Source organism: Sphingobium sp. RSMS (assembly GCF_005406185.4).
GTDB lineage: Bacteria > Pseudomonadota > Alphaproteobacteria > Sphingomonadales > Sphingomonadaceae > Sphingobium > Sphingobium fuliginis.
This window is the reverse complement of record NZ_CM191257.1, coordinates 3060471-3077500: the sequence shown is the minus strand read 5'-3', so window position 1 is coordinate 3077500 and position 17030 is coordinate 3060471. Positions and strand designations below refer to the sequence as shown.

Here is a 17030-nt window from a genome sequence, read left to right as displayed (position 1 = left end):
CAGCTTTTCTGGATCGTGCAGAGTCAGGCCGACATCTTCATCGGCGGGCGCGTGCTGGAGCCGCATCAACTGGGCCTTTATGCCGAAGCGCTGTTCCTGACGCAGATATTCGTCAGCAAATTCATCCCGCCGCTCAATGACGTGGCCTTTCCTGCCTATGCGCGGATGCAGAAGGACCCGTCGCGAATCGCATGGTCCTTCTGCAAGGCGGTGCGGCTGCTGCTGCTGATTAGCTGCCCGGTCTATCTGGGCATGGCGGCGACGGCGGGGCCTTTGGTCGAGACGCTGTTCGGCGCGAAGTGGCGGGACATGGCGCCTTTCGTCGCGATTCTGGCGCTCGCCATGCCGTTCATGACGTTGCAGGTGATGTTCGCGCCGGTCAGCAATGCGCTGGGCCGGCCGGGGACGACGGCGCGGGTGGCGGCGGTGGGCGCGGTGCTGATGCCGGCGGCCTTCTTCATCGGGATTCGATTCGGGGCGATGGGGCTGGCCTGGGCATGGTTGTGCGCTTTCCCGATTCTGACGCTGATCACCGCCCAGCTGGCGGGCGCGCCGATGGGGTTGCGGCTGATCGACCTGATGCGGGCGGCGGCGCCGGGGCTTGGCTGTTCGCTGTTGATGGCTGGGGCAGTGATGGCGGTCGACCGGCTCTTGCCGCCCCTCGCCGCGCCGATCCGGCTGGGGATATTGGTTCCGGCGGGGGGCCTGGCCTTTCTGGCCGCGCTGATGCTGTGCGCGCGGGGGACGCTGATGGAGCTGGTCGCGCTGGTCGTTCGGCGGGCCCCGCCGGTCGAGGCGCCCGCGTGAAACGGGTCAGGCGGTCTGGATATAGTCGCGCAGGGCGGCCGCTTCCGATTCGATCGAATCGATGCGGAACTTCACCAGATCGCCTATCGACACCAGTCCGACCAGCGCGCCGTCGACCACGACGGGCAGATGCCGGATGCGCCGCTTCGTCATCAGCGACAGGCAGTGGATGACGGGCGTCCGCTCGTCCGTGGTGATCGCCGGGGCTGTCATGATCTCCCCCACCGGGCGCTCCAGAACCCCTGCCCCCTCCTGCGCCACGCGATAGACCAGGTCGCGTTCGGAGAAGATGCCGACCACCTTGCCGTCATCCACCACCGGGACGCAGCCGATCCGCCGCTCGGCCAGCAATTGCACCACCGACAGGACCGTGTCGCCCGATTGCACCTGGACGACATCCTGTCCCTTGCGTTGCAGAATCGCCGCGATCGTCATGGTCCGTCTCCCTGCCTGCCGGCTAAATGCCTCAGTCCCTTGATGATCCCACTTTCACACTCCAAAGGAAAGGGATGACGCACAGACAAGGACTTGATGACCCGCAGGTCGCGCAGGTCGCATGGCGGCGGTTCCGCCGCATCATGGGATGGATGGCGCTGGGCGGCGCATTGTGCGTCGGGGCGGCGCTGCTCTTCCTGCGCTGGTGGGCGGGCCCCATGCCGATCCATATGGTCATCGCCACCATATTGGGCGTCTGGTTGACGTTCATGTTGGGGACGGGTCTGATGGCGCTGGCATTTCTGTCGAGCGGAACGGGACATGACGAACAGGTCATCGACCGGATGAAGGATGAGGTTTCCAGTGATGACTGACGAAAAGGGCGAAGTGGTGTTGCGCGTGGTGCCGCACATCACGGACATCAACGCCAATGGGCATATTTTCGGCGGCTGGGTTTTGAGCCAGATGGACATTGCCGGCGGCATCATCGCCGCCCGGATCGCCCGGGGCGCCGTAGCGACCGTCGCGATAGAGGGCATGACGTTCATTGCCCCGATCCTGCTGGGCGACATCGTGTCGGTCTATGCCCATGAGGAAAGGCGGGGACGGACATCGGTCGCCATCCGGATCGATGTCGTCGCGACGCGGGGACCGCAGGAGACGAAGGTCGAACTGACCAGCGGCCTGTTCACCTTCGTCGCTTTGGATGAAAATCACCGGCCGCGTCCGCTGCCCATTGCCTGATCCCGTCGAGGCCGCGCCGGAAGCATGAAAAAGGGGACAGCGCAGCGGCACTGTCCCCTTTTCTTGACGCTCGTCCCCGCCCATCCGGGCGGAACCGGCGCCTATTCGGCGGCTTCAGCAGCAGGCCGGGCCCGGCGGGTGCGCTTGCGCGGGGCTTCAGCGGCAGGTTCCGCATCATTGTCGGCGCGCGCGATCGAAGGCGGCAGCACCGCCAGGTCCAGACCGCCCTGGCCTTCCTCCTGCGCGGCCGCCGCCTTGCGCGGACGTCCGCGACGGGCGCGGGGAGCCTCAGCCTCGGGCTGCGATTCCGGAGCGGCCTGCGCGGGGGCCGACGGCTGAGGCGCGGTTTCGGGCTGCCGCTGTTCCACGGCTTCCTCGATGGCCACTTCCTCTACCGGCGAGCGTTCCCGACGCCGTTCGTTACGATCGTTGCGGTCGTTCCGGTCATTGCGATCACGCCGATTGCGGTCGTTCCGGCCTTCGCGATAATCGCGCTGCTCGTCCCGACGGCGATCGAAGTCCTGCCCGCGGTCGCTCGCCTGATCGGCGCCGCGCCCGTCCTCGCCCGCTTCGTCCCCGGCATCGAAATCGTCGAAATTCTCGTCGAAGCTTTCGTCGCGCGGGCGGAAGCGCTGTTGCTGCTCCTCTTGACGGGCGCGATTGTCGGCCAGCACGCGGAAATAATGGTCGGCAAACTGCAGATAATATTCCGCATTCACCCGATCGCCCGCCATCTGGGCATCGCGCGCCATATTCTTGTATTTTTCAAGAAGCTGGGCCGCATTGCCGCGTGCGCGGCTGTCGATCCGGTTGCCATTGTCACCGCCGCCCCGATTGCCACCGTTGGGCCGGCCATTATTGTTGTTCCGGCCGCGATTCCGGCGACCGGCCTGCCTGTTGTTGATCAAGAGCTGATCCTTGCGTTCACTTTGCCATCATTCACGGAAAAACACTGTTCAGTCGCCATCCTTCAGCACGGCCTGACCATCAGGCCGGATAAGGCTCCGCCAGGCAGGGGCCGAGCAATCGGCCTATGCCCTTGACCTGCCAGAGGCGCTTGCGCAGCAGCGCCGTCGTGACTTTGAAGGAGCGGGAAAACGGCCTTTTCTTGTCGCGGCCCCACAGGGCAGATCCTCAGGATAGTGCCGTCCCTAAGCTCCATGTAGTGGCTTCCCGGCCATAAACCAAGCAATTTTAGCTTGTGCCGGCGCAAATCCTTCGCCGGGTCAGACGGATGGAGCCAGGGTTGCGATCAGGCAGCGGTCATGACCGGCGAGATCGTGGCGGACCGCGACGCTAAGTCCTTGATCGGCAAGCAGGGTGGAGACGCTGAGCCGTTGGTCGTAGCCGATCTCGATGGCGGCCATCCCGTCCGGCGCCAGCAGCCGGGGCAGCATCGGCGCGATCCGGCGATAGTCGTCCAGCCCGTCCGCGCCTGCGAAAAGGGCGCTTTCGGGCTCATGGAGGACGTCGCCCGCCAACGCGACGTCGCGGGCGATATAGGGTGGATTGATCAGGATCAGGTCGAAGGAGCCGTCCATTCCCTCCGCCCAGTCGCCCATCCGGAAATCGGCGCGTTCGCTGAGATCCAGCCGATCGGCATTGCCGCGCGCGACCGCCAGCGCCGCCGGGGAAATATCGACGCCCACCCCGCCTGCCTGCGGCCATTGGCTGAGCGCCGCGAGCAGCAGCGCGCCCGAACCGGTGCCGAGGTCAAGGATGCGTGCGGGACTCCGCGCGCCGAAATGGTCGAGAGCGGCCTCGATCAGCGTTTCGCTGTCAGGACGGGGAATGAGGACATCGGGCGTGACGCGCAGGCTGATCGTCCAGAAATCGCGCGCGCCGGTTATATAGGCGATGGGTTCGCCGGTCAGGCGGCGTTGGAGCAGCGCTTCGAAACCGGGCGGGACGCTGAGGTCGCGCTGGCGCATCAGCAGCTCGTTGCGGTCGATCTCCAGCGCGTGGGCCAGGAGCAGTTCGGCGTCGAGGCGCGGGGTGGCGCTGATGAGGGCGAGGCGCTCGGTTGCCTGACGCAAGGCTGGAGCGACCCCCATATTTGTCATTCCCGCGAAAGCGGGAACCCATCTCCAGACGCTGCACCAAGTAGCAACTTATGGGAGATGGATTCCCGCCTACGCGGGAATGACGGATGGTGTTGAGAGGGCGACGGCATCACGCCACGCCATCCAGTTGGGCGAGGCGGGCGGCTTCGTCCTCCGCCACCAGCGCGTCGATGACTTCGGACAGGCCCGGCCCTTCCAATATTTCCGGCAGGCGGTGCAGGGTCAGGTTGATGCGATGGTCCGTCACCCGCCCTTGCGGGAAATTATAGGTGCGGATGCGTTCGGACCGGTCGCCGGAGCCCACCATCGCCTTGCGCGCGCCGGCCTGTTCGCTCTGGGCGCGCTCGCGTTCCATCTCATACAGGCGGGCGCGCAGCACCTGCATCGCCTTGGCCTTGTTCTTGTGCTGGGATCGCTCGTCCTGCTGCGTCACGACGATGCCGGAGGGCAAGTGGGTGATGCGCACGGCGGAATCGGTGGTGTTGACGTGCTGGCCGCCCGCGCCGGACGCCCGGTAGATGTCGATCTTGAGGTCGCTGTCCGCGATCTGGACGTCGACCTCCTCCGGCTCCGGCAGCACCGCGACGGTGGCGGCGGAGGTGTGGATGCGTCCTCCGCTTTCCGTGACCGGAACGCGCTGGACACGGTGGACGCCGCTTTCGAACTTCAGCTTGGCGAAGACGCCGGTGCCGGTGACGCTGGCGACCACCTCCTTATAACCCCCGACTTCGGAGGCGTTGGCGGAAATGAGTTCCATCTTCCAGCCCTGCGCGTCGGCATAGCGCTGGTACATGCGAAACAGGTCGCCCGCGAACAGCGCCGCTTCGTCGCCGCCCGTCCCCGCGCGGATTTCCAGCATGGCCGGGCGGGCGTCGGCGGCATCCCTGGGCAGCAATTGCAGCGCGAGGGCACGTTCGGCATCGGGCAACCGACTTTTGATCAGTTGCATCTCCTCCTGCGCCATTTCGCGCATCAGCGGGTCGGCATCCGCATCCTCGCCGCCCGCCATATATTCGAGGGCGCTCAGTTCCTGGCGCAGCCGGCGGACTTCGTGGGCGGCCCTGGCCACCGGCTCGATCTCCGCATATTCCTTGGACAGCCGCACGAACTCCTCCGGCGCGAGGTCGGCACGCGTCATCGACGCCTGCACCTCGTCCCGGCGCGCTTCGATCTGCGCGATGCGTTCGGCGGAGATATGCATCAGCGCGTTGCCAGTTTCCCGATCAGCGCATCCAGAGCGACGGCTTCCTGTTCGCCCGTGCCGAGATTGCGGACGGCCGCCTCCCCCCGCGCCAGTTCGTCGTCCCCCAGGATCACCGCCCAGGCCGCGCCCGAAGCATTGGCCCGCTGCATCCGCTTCTTCATGTTGCCGCGATAGCCCATGTCGCAGGCAATGCCCGCGCGGCGCAGGTCGGCGATGATGCCGGTGGCCCTGACTTCGGCGGCTTCGCCCATGGGTATGACGGCGACGGTCGGGCCGGCAATCTCCGGCATATCCACCAGCATCGCCAGCCGCTCGATCCCCGCCGCCCAGCCGACCGCCGGGGTCGAGGGGCCGCCGAGATTCTCGATCAACCCGTCATAGCGCCCGCCGCCCAGCACCGTGCCCTGCGCGCCGAGGCGGTCGGTGATGAATTCGAACGCGGTGTGACGGTAATAATCGAGGCCGCGCACCAGCCGGGCGTTGCGCTCCCACGCCACGCCCGCCGCGTCGAGGCCCGCCGTCACCTTTTCGAAGAAGCTGCGCGCTTCGTCGGTCAGATAGGCGTCGATGTCCGGCGCGCTGTCCGCCACCGGGCGGTCGCGGGGATCCTTGCTGTCGAGGATGCGCAGCGGATTGCGGTGCAGGCGATCGAGGCTCTCTTCCGAAAGCTGATCCCGATGCGCCTCGAAATGCGCGATCAGCGCGGCGCGCCACGCTTCGCGGCTCGGGCCGTCGCCCAAGGTGTTGAGGTTGAGCGTCACGCCGTCCGATATGCCCAGTTCCCTCAGCAACTGGTCGGCCAGCACCAGCAGTTCCACGTCCGCGCCCGGCTCCCCCGCGCCGATGATCTCCGCGTCGAGTTGATGGAACTGCCGGAAGCGGCCCTTTTGCGGGCGCTCGTAGCGGAACAGCGGGCCGTGGGTCGCAACCTTCAGCGGCGCATATTGCTGCCAACCCTCAGTGATATAGGCGCGGGAAATGCCTGCCGTGAATTCCGGGCGCAGGGTGATGCTGTCGCCGCCGCGATCCTCGAACGTGTACATTTCCTTCGAGACGACGTCCGTGCTCTCGCCCAGCGAGCGGGCGAACACCGCCGTCGATTCGAACACCGGCACTTCCACCCGCTGGAATCCGTAGAGCCTGCGCACCCGGTCGAAGGTCGCGACCACATGGGCGAAACGTTCCTGAAACGCTTCGCTCGTGCCGCCCAGCATGTCCTGCGTGCCGCGCACCGGGCGCGGGGTTTCGATCTTCGCCATGGGGCAGCGCCTTTAACGATAAAGACGGCTCAAGGAAACGCGCTTTTTTGTCGTAAAATATGCCAAGAAGAGTTGGGGGTGGACGAGAGCGGAATGGCTCGCCATGCTGTTGTTATACGGTCGTTCGACCGCACGCTTTTTCGGAGATGTTCATGATCCGCAGCCTTGCTGCCGCCCTTTTCCTTTCCACGGCGATCGCAACCCCGCTGATCGCGCAGGATGCGATCCGCTCCAAACCTACGGCGCTGCCGGTCGACTATGCCGCGCCGGCGCCCAAGGATGCGCCCTATCCCGGCGGCACGATCAGGCTGGAGGTCGACGCCACCGATACGGTGCAGCGCATCTTCCGGGTGAAGGAAACCATCCCCGTCGCCGCAGCCGGTCCGATGACGCTGCTGATGCCGCAATGGCTGCCGGGCAACCATGCGCCACGCGGACAGATCGAGAAGCTGACCGGCCTCAGCTTCACGGCCGACGGCAAGCCGCTGGCGTGGAAGCGCGATCCGCTCAACGTCTATGGCTTTGTGATCGACGTGCCGCAGGGGACGAAACAGGTCGTCGCATCCTTTCAGTTCCTGTCCGCCACCCAGCCCAATCAGGGCCGCGTCGTCGTCACGCCCAAGATGCTCAATATCCAGTGGGAGTCGGTGTCGCTCTATCCGGCGGGCTATTATACGCGGCAGATTCCGATCCAGGCGACCGTCACCTATCCCGACGGCTGGCAGGCCGCGACAGCCTTGCGGGGCAAGAAGACCGGATCGACCGTCGCCTATGAGACGATCGACTATGAAGCCTTGCAGGATTCGCCGGTGTTCGCGGGCCTTCATTTCAAGCCTGTGGACCTGGGCCATAATGTGACGCTCAACATCGTCGCGGACGATGCCGACGAACTGGACGCCAAATCCGACCAGATCGCCAGGCACAAGAAGCTGGTCGATGAAGCGGGCGCGCTGTTCGGCACCTATCATTTCGACCACTATGACTTCCTGTTCGCCATTACCGACGAGATGGGCGGCATCGGGCTGGAGCATCACCGGTCGTCGGAGAATCAGGTCGAGCCGGGCTATTTCAAGAAATGGGGCGACGGCGATGCGCTGCTGGACCGCAACCTCTTGCCGCATGAATTCACCCATAGCTGGGACGGCAAGTTCCGCCGTCCGGACCTGCTGTGGACACCCGATTTCAACGTGCCGATGCAGGACAATCTGCTGTGGGTCTATGAAGGGCAGACGCAGTTCTGGGGCTATGTGCTGGGGGCGCGGTCCGGGCTGTTCTCCAAGCAGGAAACGCTGGACGCCTATGCCCATATCGCGGCCAAGCTGGATACGGCGCGGGGCCGCGAGTGGCGGCCGATGGAGGACACCACCCATGATCCCATCATCTCCGCCCGCCGTCCCAAGGGCTGGTCGAGCTGGCAGCGGTCGGAGGATTATTACAATGAAGGCCTGATGATCTGGCTGGAAGCGGATGCGATCATCCGCCAGCAGACCAGGGGCGCCAAGGGCCTGGACGATTTCGCCAGGGCCTTTTTCGGCATCAATCCGGGCGATTGGGGACAGGTCGTCTATAATCGCGGCGACGTCATCAAGACGCTCAACGCGGTCGCGCCCTATGACTGGGCGGGCTTCTTCCAGAAATATGTCGACAGCACGACCAGGGAGACACCCAAGGGCGGCTTCACGCTGGGCGGCTACAGGCTGGTCTATGGCGACACGCCGGGGGCCATCACCAAGGCGGCCGAAGGATCGGGCAAGTTCACCGACCAGAGCTTCGGCATCGGCATGATCGTCAAGAATGACGGCGAGATCAGCAACGTCGTCTGGGACAGTCCAGCCTTCAAGGCTGGCCTGGCGACCGGATCGAAGATCCTCGCGATCAATGGCGATGAATATTCGGGCGATGTGTTCAAGGCGGCGATCAAGTCCGGAAAGCCGCTCCAGATCATAGTGAAGCAGGACAAATATTATCGCACTTTGACCCTCGCATATTCCGGCGGCCTGCGCTATCCGCGCCTCGAAAAGACAGGAGAGGGTGAAGGCAGCCTGGACCGGCTGCTGAAACCGAAAACATAATCACCCGTAGCGCCAACGCGTATCGAAAAAGGCTTGAAGTCCCATGAATATCGAACTGATCCCGGTGGGCGACGATCCGCCCAACAGCCTGAATGTCATCATCGAGGTTCCGGTCGGTGGCGAGCCCGTCAAATATGAGTTCGACAAGGCGTCGGGCGCGCTGTTCGTGGACCGCATCCTGCATACGCCGATGCGCTATCCGGCCAATTACGGCTTTGTGCCGCACACGCTGTCGCCCGATGGCGATCCGCTGGACGCGCTGGTCATCGCCCGCTCGCCCTTCATTCCCGGCGCCGTGGTCGCGGCCCGCCCGATCGCCGTGCTGAACCTGGAGGATGAAGCGGGCGGCGACGAAAAGCTGGTCTGCGTGCCGGCGGATTCGGTCTTCCCCTATTATTCGAACGTTGGTGAGAAGGACGACCTGCCCGGCATCGTCATGGAGCAGATCGAGCATTTCTTCACCCACTATAAGGATCTGGAAAAGAAGAAGTGGGTGCGCATCGGCACCTGGGGCGGCGCGGAAGACGCCAAGCGCATCACCCTGGAAGCGATAGAACGCTACAAGGCTGAGAAGCAGGCCGCCTGAAGCGCTGCGAAATACTGAACGAAAGAGGGGCCGCGTAGCTTATCTGCGCGGCCCCTCTTCATTTTGTCTGATCGATGAAGCGCCGTGGGTTGGAATCGGTGAAGATGGCCGTCCGCTGCGCCACTCCCCAAAGACAGAGACGGGGAATGCCGCAATGACCGGCTGCCTCCGCCATCCATTCAATCCGGGCGCATGGCTTCCGCGACAAGGGCTTCGGCCTCGATGAGCAGGGCATCCTCCACCTCATGCTGGGCGACCTGCTCGCGTCCGATGAGGATCAGCACAGGGACGGCGAGCGGGCTCACCCGGTCGAGATCGACATGCAGCATGGTGGCCGAGGCGCGGTCGATCAGGTCGCCCAACCGTCCCACGTCGGTCATCCGTGCGCGGGCGTCGGCCCACGCCGCCTTCAGCAGCAGATGATCGGGCTGATATTTGCGCAGCACGTCGTAGATGAGGTCGGTCGAGAAAGTGACCTGCCGACCCGTCTTGCGCTTGCCGGGATGCTGGCGCTCTATCAGGCCGGAAATGACGGCCACGTCGCGAAAGGCGCGCTTGAGCAGGCTCGACTGTTCGACCCATTCGATGAATTCATGATCCAATATGTCGGCCGAAAAGAGGCTCTGCGGGTCGGTGATCGGCTTCAGCCCATAAACGGCCAGCGCATAGTCGTTGGAAACGAAGCCCATCGGCATCAGCCCCTGCGCATCCATGCGGCGGGTCAGCAGCATGCCTAGCGACTGATGCGCGTTCCAGCCTTCGAAACTGTAGCAGACCAGATAGTGCCGTCCCTCATGCGGGAATGTCTCGATCAGCAATTGCCCCGGTTCGGGCAGGGCCGAGCGATATTTCTGCACCTCCAGCCATTCGCGCACATCGTCGGGAAAGCGGGACCATTGCTCCGGTTCGGCCAGGAAGTGGCGGACGCGGTCGGCCAGCCGCGTGGACATGGCCATGCGCGTGCCGCCCCAGCTGGGGATGCGTGCCTGTCTGGAAGTCGCGCGGACGATGAGGTCGGTGCTGTCCATACGGACCACTTCCAATGCGGTGCCGGAAAAGAAGAAGCAGTCGCCGGGGCTCAAGGTGGCGGCGAAGCCCTCCTCCACCGTGCCGAGCTTGCGTCCATTGGCGAAGCGGACGGCGAGCGCGGGCTGGTCGACGATGATGCCGGCGTTGAGGCGATGCTGCTGGATGAAGCGCGGATGGGAGACGCGCCATAGACCGTCAGGTCCAAGCGTCAGCCGCTTGAAGCGGTCATAGGCGCGCAGGGCATAGCCGCCGCCCTCGATGAAATGGAGGACATTGGCAAAGGCTTCCTCCGTCAACGCGCCATAGGGGGTGGCCGACCGGACTTCCGCCAGCAGATCTTCCGCCCGAAAGGGCGCTGCGCAGGCGAGGCCCATGACATGCTGGGCGAGGACGTCCAGGCTGCCCGGACGGAAATCGTCGGTGTCGCGCTCGCCCGCCTCCACCGCGTCCAGCGCGGCGCGGGCTTCGAGATATTCGAAACGGTTGCCGGGGATGAGGATCGCCTCGGACGCCATGTCGAGGCGGTGATTGGCCCGCCCGATGCGCTGGAGCAGGCGCGAACTGCCCTTGGGGGCGCCCATCTGGATCACGCAGTCCACATTGCCCCAGTCGACGCCGAGATCGAGCGAGGCGGTGGCGACCAGCGCGCGCAACCTGCCGGCCGCCATCGCCGCCTCCACCTTCCTTCGCGCTTCGATGGAAAGGCTGCCATGATGGATGGCGATGGGCAGGTTCGCCTCGTTCACCGACCAGAGTTCCTGGAAGATCAGTTCCGCCAGGCCGCGCGTGTTGCAGAAGACCAATGTCGTGGCGCGGCGCTCGATCTCCTCCATCACCTGCCGGGCGGCATATTTGCCGGAGTGCCCGGACCAGGGAATGCGCCCTTCGGGGATGAGGATAGCGACATTGGGATCGGCGCCCGCCTCTCCCAAGACCGGAGTGACGGCGCCGATGTCCCCGTCCGGGGCCAGCCAGGCCCGATAGGCATCGACATCGGCGACGGTCGCCGACAGCGCGACGCGGCGAAGGCCCGGATTGATGCTCTGGAGGCGGGACAGGGAAAGGTTGAGGATGTCGCCGCGCTTTTGCGTGGCGAAGGCGTGGACCTCATCGATGATGACCGTCTTCAGGCCTGGGAACATCAGGAAGCTGTCGGGATAGCTCAGCAGCAGCGACAGCGATTCGGGCGTGGTGAGCAGGATTTGCGGCGGGCGGGCGCGCTGGCGCGCCTTGCGGTCGGAAGGGGTGTCGCCGGTACGGGTTTCCACCCGGATCGGCAGGCCCATTTCCTCGATGGGCGTCAGAAGGTTGCGCCGCACGTCGACGGCGAGCGCCTTGAGGGGCGAGACATAGAGGGTGTGGAGGCCCTCACCGGGATTTTCGATGAGGTCGGCCAGGGTCGGCAGGAAGCCGGCGAGCGTCTTGCCCGCGCCGGTGGGCGCGACGAGCAGCGCGTGGTCGCCGGATCGGGCAGCGCTCAGCATGTCGATCTGGTGGCGGCGGGGCGTCCAGCCGCGTGAGGTGAACCATTGCTCCAGCGGTTCGGGTAGGCGTTGGTTCATGGGGAGGATGTAGGATGAGAAGACATAAACGTCATCCTGTTCAACGCTGCCTCGCCTCAAAACGCTCCGCGCTCCTGAGCAGGAACTGGAGCGCATAGTAATTTAACTTTGGTTTCATGAAATAATCTAACAATCCGCTCTGGCTCCTTCCCCCCCGAAAGCGTTACACTCCCTGCCATCGCAGCGGCGCAACAGACGCCGCAAACATGCAGGAGATCATCGATGACCGGCGAAACCGAAGCCGACCTCACGGGCGCGGAACCCACGCGCAACCGCCGCCGCCCCAAGCAACCGATCATGGAAATCGAAGGCCGCAAGCTGAAGCCCGCGACGTTGATGATGGGCCATGGCTATGACCCCACTCTGTCCGAGGGATCGCTGAAGCCGCCGATCTTCCTCACCTCCACCTTCGCCTTCGAAAGCGCCGCAGCGGGCAAGCGGCATTTCGAGGGGGTGACTGGCATCCGCCCCGGCGGCGCCGAAGGCCTCGTCTATTCGCGCTTCAATGGGCCAAATCAGGAGATTGCGGAGGACCGGCTGTCGGTCTGGGAAGAGGCGGAGGACGCCCTGCTCTTTTCCAGCGGCATGTCCGCCATTGCAACGACCTTGCTGGCTTTGGTGCAGCCGGGCGACGTGATCGTCCATTCGGCGCCGCTCTATGCCGCGACCGAATCGCTGATCGGACGCATCCTCGGCAAGTTCGGCGTGCAGTGGCTGGATTTCCCCGCGGGCGCGAGCGAGGAGGAGATCGGCGCGGTGATCGACCGGGCCAAGGCGCTGGGCCGCGTGGCGCTGATCTATCTGGAAAGCCCGGCCAATCCGACCAATGTCCTCGTCGATCTGGAGGCGGTAGTTGCGCGGCGCGACTTTTCCTTCGCAGGCGAAGAATATCGACCGCCCATCGCCATCGACAATACTTTCCTGGGGCCGCTCTGGCTGCATCCGCTGAGCCATGGGGCGGATCTCGTCATCTACAGCCTCACCAAATATGCGGGCGGGCACAGCGATCTGGTCGCGGGCGGGGTGCTGGGGTCCAATGCGCTGATCAACACCATCCGGCTGATGCGGAACACCATCGGCACGATCCTGGACCCGCATTCCGCCTGGATGCTGCTGCGGTCGCTGGAGACGCTGGAGCTGCGCATGAGCCGCGCGGGCGAGAATGCCGCCAGGGTCTGCGCCTGGCTGAAGGACCAGCCGCAGGTGGAGAAGGTCGTCTATCTCGGCTTTCCGGAGACCGAGCGGCAGGCGGACATCTACCGCCGGCATTGCACGGGCGCGGGATCGACCTTCTCGCTTTACCTGAAGGGCGGCGAGGCGGAGGCCTTCGCCTTTCTGGACGCGCTGAAGATCGCCAAGCTGGCCGTCAGCCTGGGCGGGACAGAGACGCTGGCGAGCCATCCGGCGGCGATGACGCATCTGTCCGTCCCCGTCGAACGCAAGAAGGCGCTGGCGATCAGCGACAATATGGTGCGCATCTCCATCGGCTGCGAGGATGCGGAAGATCTGATCGCGGACTTCGCCCAGGCCTTGCGGGCGGTGGGATGAGGGAAGCGCGCCCCGTGATCCTGCTGGCGCAGCCGCATCTGGCGCCGCTGCTGGACGTGCTGGCCCCCCATTATGACGTCATGGCCTTGTGGGAGGAGAGCGGGCAGGCGCGGCTGGCGGAGGCCGAAGCGCTGGTGACGGCGGGCGAGTTCCGGCTCGACCCGGCGATGCTGGAGCGGATGGCGGCGCTGCGGCTGATCGCCTGTTTCACCGTGGGCTATGACGGGGTGGACCTCGACTGGGCACGGGCGCGCGGCGTGGCCGTGACCCATGCGGGGGACGCCAATGCGGCGGATGTCGCGGATCATGCCCTGGGGCTGATCCTCGCGCACCGGCGGCAGATCGTGCTGGGCGACCGGCAGGTGCGGTCGGGTGAATGGAGCGCGGGCGCGAAGATGCTCACCCGCTCGATGGCGGGCGCGGCGATCGGGATCGTCGGCATGGGGAGCATCGGGGTCGCCTTGGCCGAACGGGCCGGGGCGATGCGGATGAGGGTCGGATGGTGGGGGCCACGAGACAAGCCGGAACTAAGCTGGCCACGGGCGCAAAGTCTGGCGGCGCTGGCGCGGGACAGTGACGTCATGGTGGTGGCGGCCAGGGCGACCGAGGAGAATCGCGGGATGATCGATGCGTCCTTGATGGACGCGCTGGGGCCACAAGGGCTGCTGGTGAATGTCGCGCGGGGGCAATTGGTGGATGAGCATGCACTGATCGCGGCTCTGCGCGAGGGACGGCTGGGCGGAGCGGCGCTGGACGTGTTCGAGAGCGAGCCTACGCCCGCGGCGCGCTGGGCCGATGTGCCGAATATCGTGCTGACCCCGCATACAGGCGGCGCGACCTATGAGGCGGTCGGGCGGATGCGGGACATGCTGTTGGCGAATCTCGCCGCGCATTTTGCCGGGGAGGCGCTGGTTTCTCCGGTGATTTAACGGCGCATCATGCTCCTGCAAAGGCAGGAGGACCTCATCCTATGCCGCCATCGAGCCTTACGCCCAGTCCACCCGTTTCCATCCCCGTTCCGCCGCCAGCTTCGCCAGCGGCTTGTGCGGATTGGACGCGAAGGGAATATCCGCGAACTCCAGCATGGGCGCGTCGGACACATGGTCGGAATAGGCGCGGATATGCGCCTGCGTGCGGTCGATCGCCTCGGCCGCCATCCACGCCTTGATCATGCGCAGCTTGCCGGTGTCGTAGCAGTTCTCGCCCGCGATCCTGGCGCGGACATAGCGCAGATCCTGCGAGAGATGATCGGTCGCGATCACCGCATCGAAGCCCAGCCGCCGGGCAATCGGCTCGACATAAAGGCGGTAGGAGGCGGTAGCGAGAACCAGCCGATAGCCGTCCGCCCTGTCCTTCGCGATCTGCGCCAACGCGCCCGCACGGACATTATGGGCCACCACCTTCGCCGCATAGCTTTCCACATGCGGCATCAGCCGGGCACGCTCGACATTATGGCCGATCATCAGCGCCTGGTTCATTTCCTTCAGCCGCTGCCGGCTGATCAGCTTCAGCACATAGGCCAGCATCAGCAGGACGACGCCGGGAAACAGCGCCAGACGCCACGGCGCCATGCGTTTCGCGACATGCACCAGAAAGCCGGTATAGGTGCCGCTGAAGGTGACCGTGCGGTCCATATCGTAGATTGCGAGCCTGTGCGTCATGCCATGTCCGAAACTTTTTGCGGTGCCCCTTCGTTTGATCGTGCGGATGGGCCGTTTCGGCTTGCCGTGCAACCGATAATGGACCACACCACCGCCTTGATGAACAAAGCCGCTGATCTTGCTCAGGAAGTCCGCGACGGCGAGACGGTCATTCGGCTTTCGGGCAATATGTCCATCGCTTGCCTCAACCATCTGCCCGACCGGCTGGACGCGATAGAGGGTCCGGTCGACACCATCGACCTGTCGGGCGTGGAACATATGGACACGATCGGCGCCTGGGTGCTGCACCGCACGATCAAGCGCTGGAACTGCAAGATCACGGGCGACAAATGTGATGCGGAACGGCTGATCGCGGCGGTCGGCCGCGTCGATGAACCGGTCAACATCCGCCCCGACTATGTGCCGCCCTGGCAGCGCGTCGTCGGCCAGATCGGGGAAGCGGTGGTCAATGCGGGCAGCACCATGCTGGGCCTGCTCGGCTTTTTCGGCGGAACGCTGGTGGCCACGTGGAACGTCATCCGCCATCCCAGCCGGTTCCGCATCAATGCGGTGGTCCAGCGGTTCGAGGTGGTGGGCGTCTCGGCGCTCGGCATCATCGGCCTGATGAGCTTCCTGATCGGCATCGTCATCGCCCAGCAGGGTTCGGTGCAGCTCCGCCAGTTCGGCATGGAGATGCTGACGATCAACCTGGTCGGGCGCCTCACCTTTCGTGAACTCGGCGTGCTGATGACGGCGATCATGGTCGCGGGCCGGTCCGGTTCCGCCTTCGCCGCGCAACTGGGGACGATGAAGCTGACCGAGGAGGTCGACGCCATGCGCACCATCGGCGTGTCGCCCATGGAGGCGCTGGTGCTGCCGCGCACGCTGGCCGTCGTCGTGATGATGCCGCTGCTCGGCTTTTATTCCTCCATCGTCGCAATCGTCGGCGGCGGGTTCCTCTGCGCCGTATCGCTCGACATTCCGCCGATCACCTTCGTCCAGCGGCTGCGGGAGGTGGTGCCGATCCATGACCTTTGGGTGGGGCTGATCAAGGCCCCGGTCTTTGGCGTCATCATCGCGCTCGCCGGCTGTTTCCAGGGCATGCAGGTCAAGGCCAATGCCGAGGAAGTGGGGCTGCGCACGACGTCGGCGGTGGTGCAGGCGATCTTCCTCGTCATCGTGCTCGACGCCTTCTTCGCCGTCTTCTTCACCTGGGTGGGCTGGAACTGATGACGCCCGAAGAAGCGATGAGCGCGGAGGAAGAGCGGGTCGAAAAGGCGCTGGAGCGCGATGATGTCGCCATATCGGTCCGCAACCTGCGCAACAGCTTCGGCGACCAGGTCGTGCATGAGGGGTTGAACCTCGACGTGCGCAAGGGCGAGATATTGGGCGTGGTCGGCGGGTCGGGGACGGGCAAGTCGGTGCTGATGCGCTCCATCATCGGCCTCCAGACGCCCGATGAGGGCGAAGTCCACGTCTTCGGGGAATCGATGATCGGCCGGCTGGACGATGAGGCGCTGGCGATCCGCAAGCGCTGGGGCGTGCTGTTCCAGGGCGGCGCGCTGTTCTCCACGCTGACGGTCGCGGAGAATGTCGAGGTGCCGATCCGCGAATATTATCCGAACATCGGCCCCAAGCTGCGCGACGAGATTGCCGCCTACAAGATCCGCATGACCGGCCTGCCCGCCGAGGCGGGCCCCAAATATCCCGCCGAACTGTCGGGCGGGATGAAGAAGCGCGCGGGGCTGGCGCGGGCGCTGGCGCTTGATCCCGACCTGCTGTTCCTCGACGAACCCACGGCCGGGCTTGATCCCATCGGCGCGGCCGCCTTCGACGACCAGACGCGCAAATTGCAGCAGACGCTGGGCCTCACCGTCTTCCTCATCACCCATGATCTCGACACGCTCTATTCGATCTGCGACCGGGTGGCGGTGCTGGCGGACAGGAAGGTGACGGCGGTCGGCACCATCGATGAGCTGCTGGCGACCGATCATCCGTGGATTCAGGAATATTTCAACGGCCCGCGCGGGCGCGCCGCGACGGCGGCGGTCGCTCGCGAAAAGGACAAGAGGCGATAGGAT

General features: G+C 65.1%; 16 protein-coding genes (1 of these 16 only partly in view). 9 read left to right on the top strand and 7 right to left on the bottom strand.

The genetic code is table 11. The features are described 5' to 3' along the window. Nucleotides 1–807, top strand: the 3' portion of a protein-coding gene (locus EGM87_RS14960) for a lipopolysaccharide biosynthesis protein (protein ID WP_171010049.1). 681 nt of this gene lie to the left of the window's left edge; 807 of the gene's 1488 nt are visible here — the last part of the coding sequence; its start codon lies beyond the left edge, outside the window; the stop codon is at nt 805–807. 6 nt (nt 808–813) lie between these two features. On the opposite strand, the gene EGM87_RS14955 is transcribed toward EGM87_RS14960, so the two are convergent. Continuing rightward, entirely contained in the window at nt 814–1242 is a 429-nt protein-coding gene (locus EGM87_RS14955; RefSeq protein ID WP_044660616.1) for a CBS domain-containing protein, read from the bottom strand. A 74-nt stretch (nt 1243–1316) separates the two neighbouring features. Between EGM87_RS14955 and EGM87_RS14950 the strand changes: the two genes are divergently transcribed. Then, the gene (locus tag EGM87_RS14950) at nt 1317–1616 is read left to right on the top strand and encodes a hypothetical protein (protein ID WP_048577311.1); all 300 of its coding nucleotides are present in this window, start codon (nt 1317–1319) and stop codon (nt 1614–1616) included. Then, a complete protein-coding gene (locus EGM87_RS14945) occupies nt 1609–1986 on the top strand; it encodes an acyl-CoA thioesterase (protein ID WP_048577312.1) in 378 nt (125 codons plus the stop codon). Before EGM87_RS14950 ends, EGM87_RS14945 begins: the two co-directional genes overlap by 8 nt. 101 nt (nt 1987–2087) lie before the next feature. Here the strand turns inward: EGM87_RS14945 and EGM87_RS14940 are convergent, their stop codons facing one another. The 4 genes from EGM87_RS14940 to hisS all read right to left on the bottom strand — a co-directional run bounded on the left by EGM87_RS14940 (nt 2088) and on the right by hisS (nt 6512). Then, a complete protein-coding gene (locus EGM87_RS14940; RefSeq protein WP_171407200.1) occupies nt 2088–2894 on the bottom strand; it encodes a DUF4167 domain-containing protein in 807 nt (268 codons plus the stop codon). 318 nt (nt 2895–3212) lie between these two features. Then, nucleotides 3213–4040, bottom strand: a complete 828-nt coding sequence (gene prmC / locus EGM87_RS14935) for a peptide chain release factor N(5)-glutamine methyltransferase (protein ID WP_137710005.1) — start codon at nt 4038–4040, stop codon at nt 3213–3215. 118 nt (nt 4041–4158) lie between these two features. Beyond that, nucleotides 4159–5250 (bottom strand): peptide chain release factor 1, encoded by a 1092-nt coding sequence (prfA, locus tag EGM87_RS14930; protein ID WP_137710006.1) that lies wholly within the window; start codon nt 5248–5250, stop codon nt 4159–4161. Beyond that, nucleotides 5250–6512, bottom strand: coding sequence for a histidine--tRNA ligase (gene hisS, locus EGM87_RS14925; RefSeq protein WP_061934339.1), 1263 nt, complete (start codon nt 6510–6512; stop codon nt 5250–5252). Before hisS ends, prfA begins: the two co-directional genes overlap by 1 nt. 152 nt (nt 6513–6664) lie before the next feature. On the opposite strand from hisS, the gene EGM87_RS14920 reads away from it, so the two are divergent. Together EGM87_RS14920 and ppa are read left to right on the top strand one after the other, a co-directional pair. Then, the gene (locus EGM87_RS14920) at nt 6665–8584 is read left to right on the top strand and encodes a M61 family metallopeptidase (RefSeq protein WP_137710007.1); all 1920 of its coding nucleotides are present in this window, start codon (nt 6665–6667) and stop codon (nt 8582–8584) included. A 43-nt stretch (nt 8585–8627) separates the two neighbouring features. Then, complete coding sequence (gene ppa / locus EGM87_RS14915; RefSeq protein WP_025550754.1) at nt 8628–9170, top strand: inorganic diphosphatase; 543 nt, start codon at nt 8628–8630, stop codon at nt 9168–9170. Nucleotides 9171–9349: 179 nt separating this feature from the next. Here ppa and EGM87_RS14910 read toward each other — a convergent pair whose 3' ends face one another. Further along, nucleotides 9350–11761 (bottom strand): ligase-associated DNA damage response DEXH box helicase, encoded by a 2412-nt coding sequence (locus tag EGM87_RS14910; protein WP_137710008.1) that lies wholly within the window; start codon nt 11759–11761, stop codon nt 9350–9352. Between the two features lie 222 nt (nt 11762–11983). Between EGM87_RS14910 and EGM87_RS14905 the strand changes: the two genes are divergently transcribed. After that, the gene (locus tag EGM87_RS14905; protein WP_061934341.1) at nt 11984–13309 is read left to right on the top strand and encodes a cystathionine gamma-synthase family protein; all 1326 of its coding nucleotides are present in this window, start codon (nt 11984–11986) and stop codon (nt 13307–13309) included. Next, the gene (locus EGM87_RS14900) at nt 13306–14238 is read left to right on the top strand and encodes a 2-hydroxyacid dehydrogenase (RefSeq protein ID WP_137710009.1); all 933 of its coding nucleotides are present in this window, start codon (nt 13306–13308) and stop codon (nt 14236–14238) included. The genes EGM87_RS14905 and EGM87_RS14900 overlap by 4 nt, the downstream gene beginning before the upstream one ends. Before the next feature lie 57 nt (nt 14239–14295). On the opposite strand, the gene EGM87_RS14895 is transcribed toward EGM87_RS14900, so the two are convergent. Beyond that, the gene (locus EGM87_RS14895; RefSeq protein ID WP_025550761.1) at nt 14296–14970 is read right to left on the bottom strand and encodes an HAD family hydrolase; all 675 of its coding nucleotides are present in this window, start codon (nt 14968–14970) and stop codon (nt 14296–14298) included. A gap of 99 nt (nt 14971–15069) precedes the next feature. Here EGM87_RS14895 and EGM87_RS14890 point away from each other — a divergent pair, with 99 nt between their 5' ends. After that, entirely contained in the window at nt 15070–16179 is a 1110-nt protein-coding gene (locus EGM87_RS14890) for an ABC transporter permease (RefSeq protein ID WP_044662860.1), read from the top strand. Then, a complete protein-coding gene (locus tag EGM87_RS14885; RefSeq protein WP_044660607.1) occupies nt 16179–17027 on the top strand; it encodes an ABC transporter ATP-binding protein in 849 nt (282 codons plus the stop codon). The genes EGM87_RS14890 and EGM87_RS14885 overlap by 1 nt, the downstream gene beginning before the upstream one ends. Nucleotides 17028–17030: the final 3 nt, after the last annotated feature.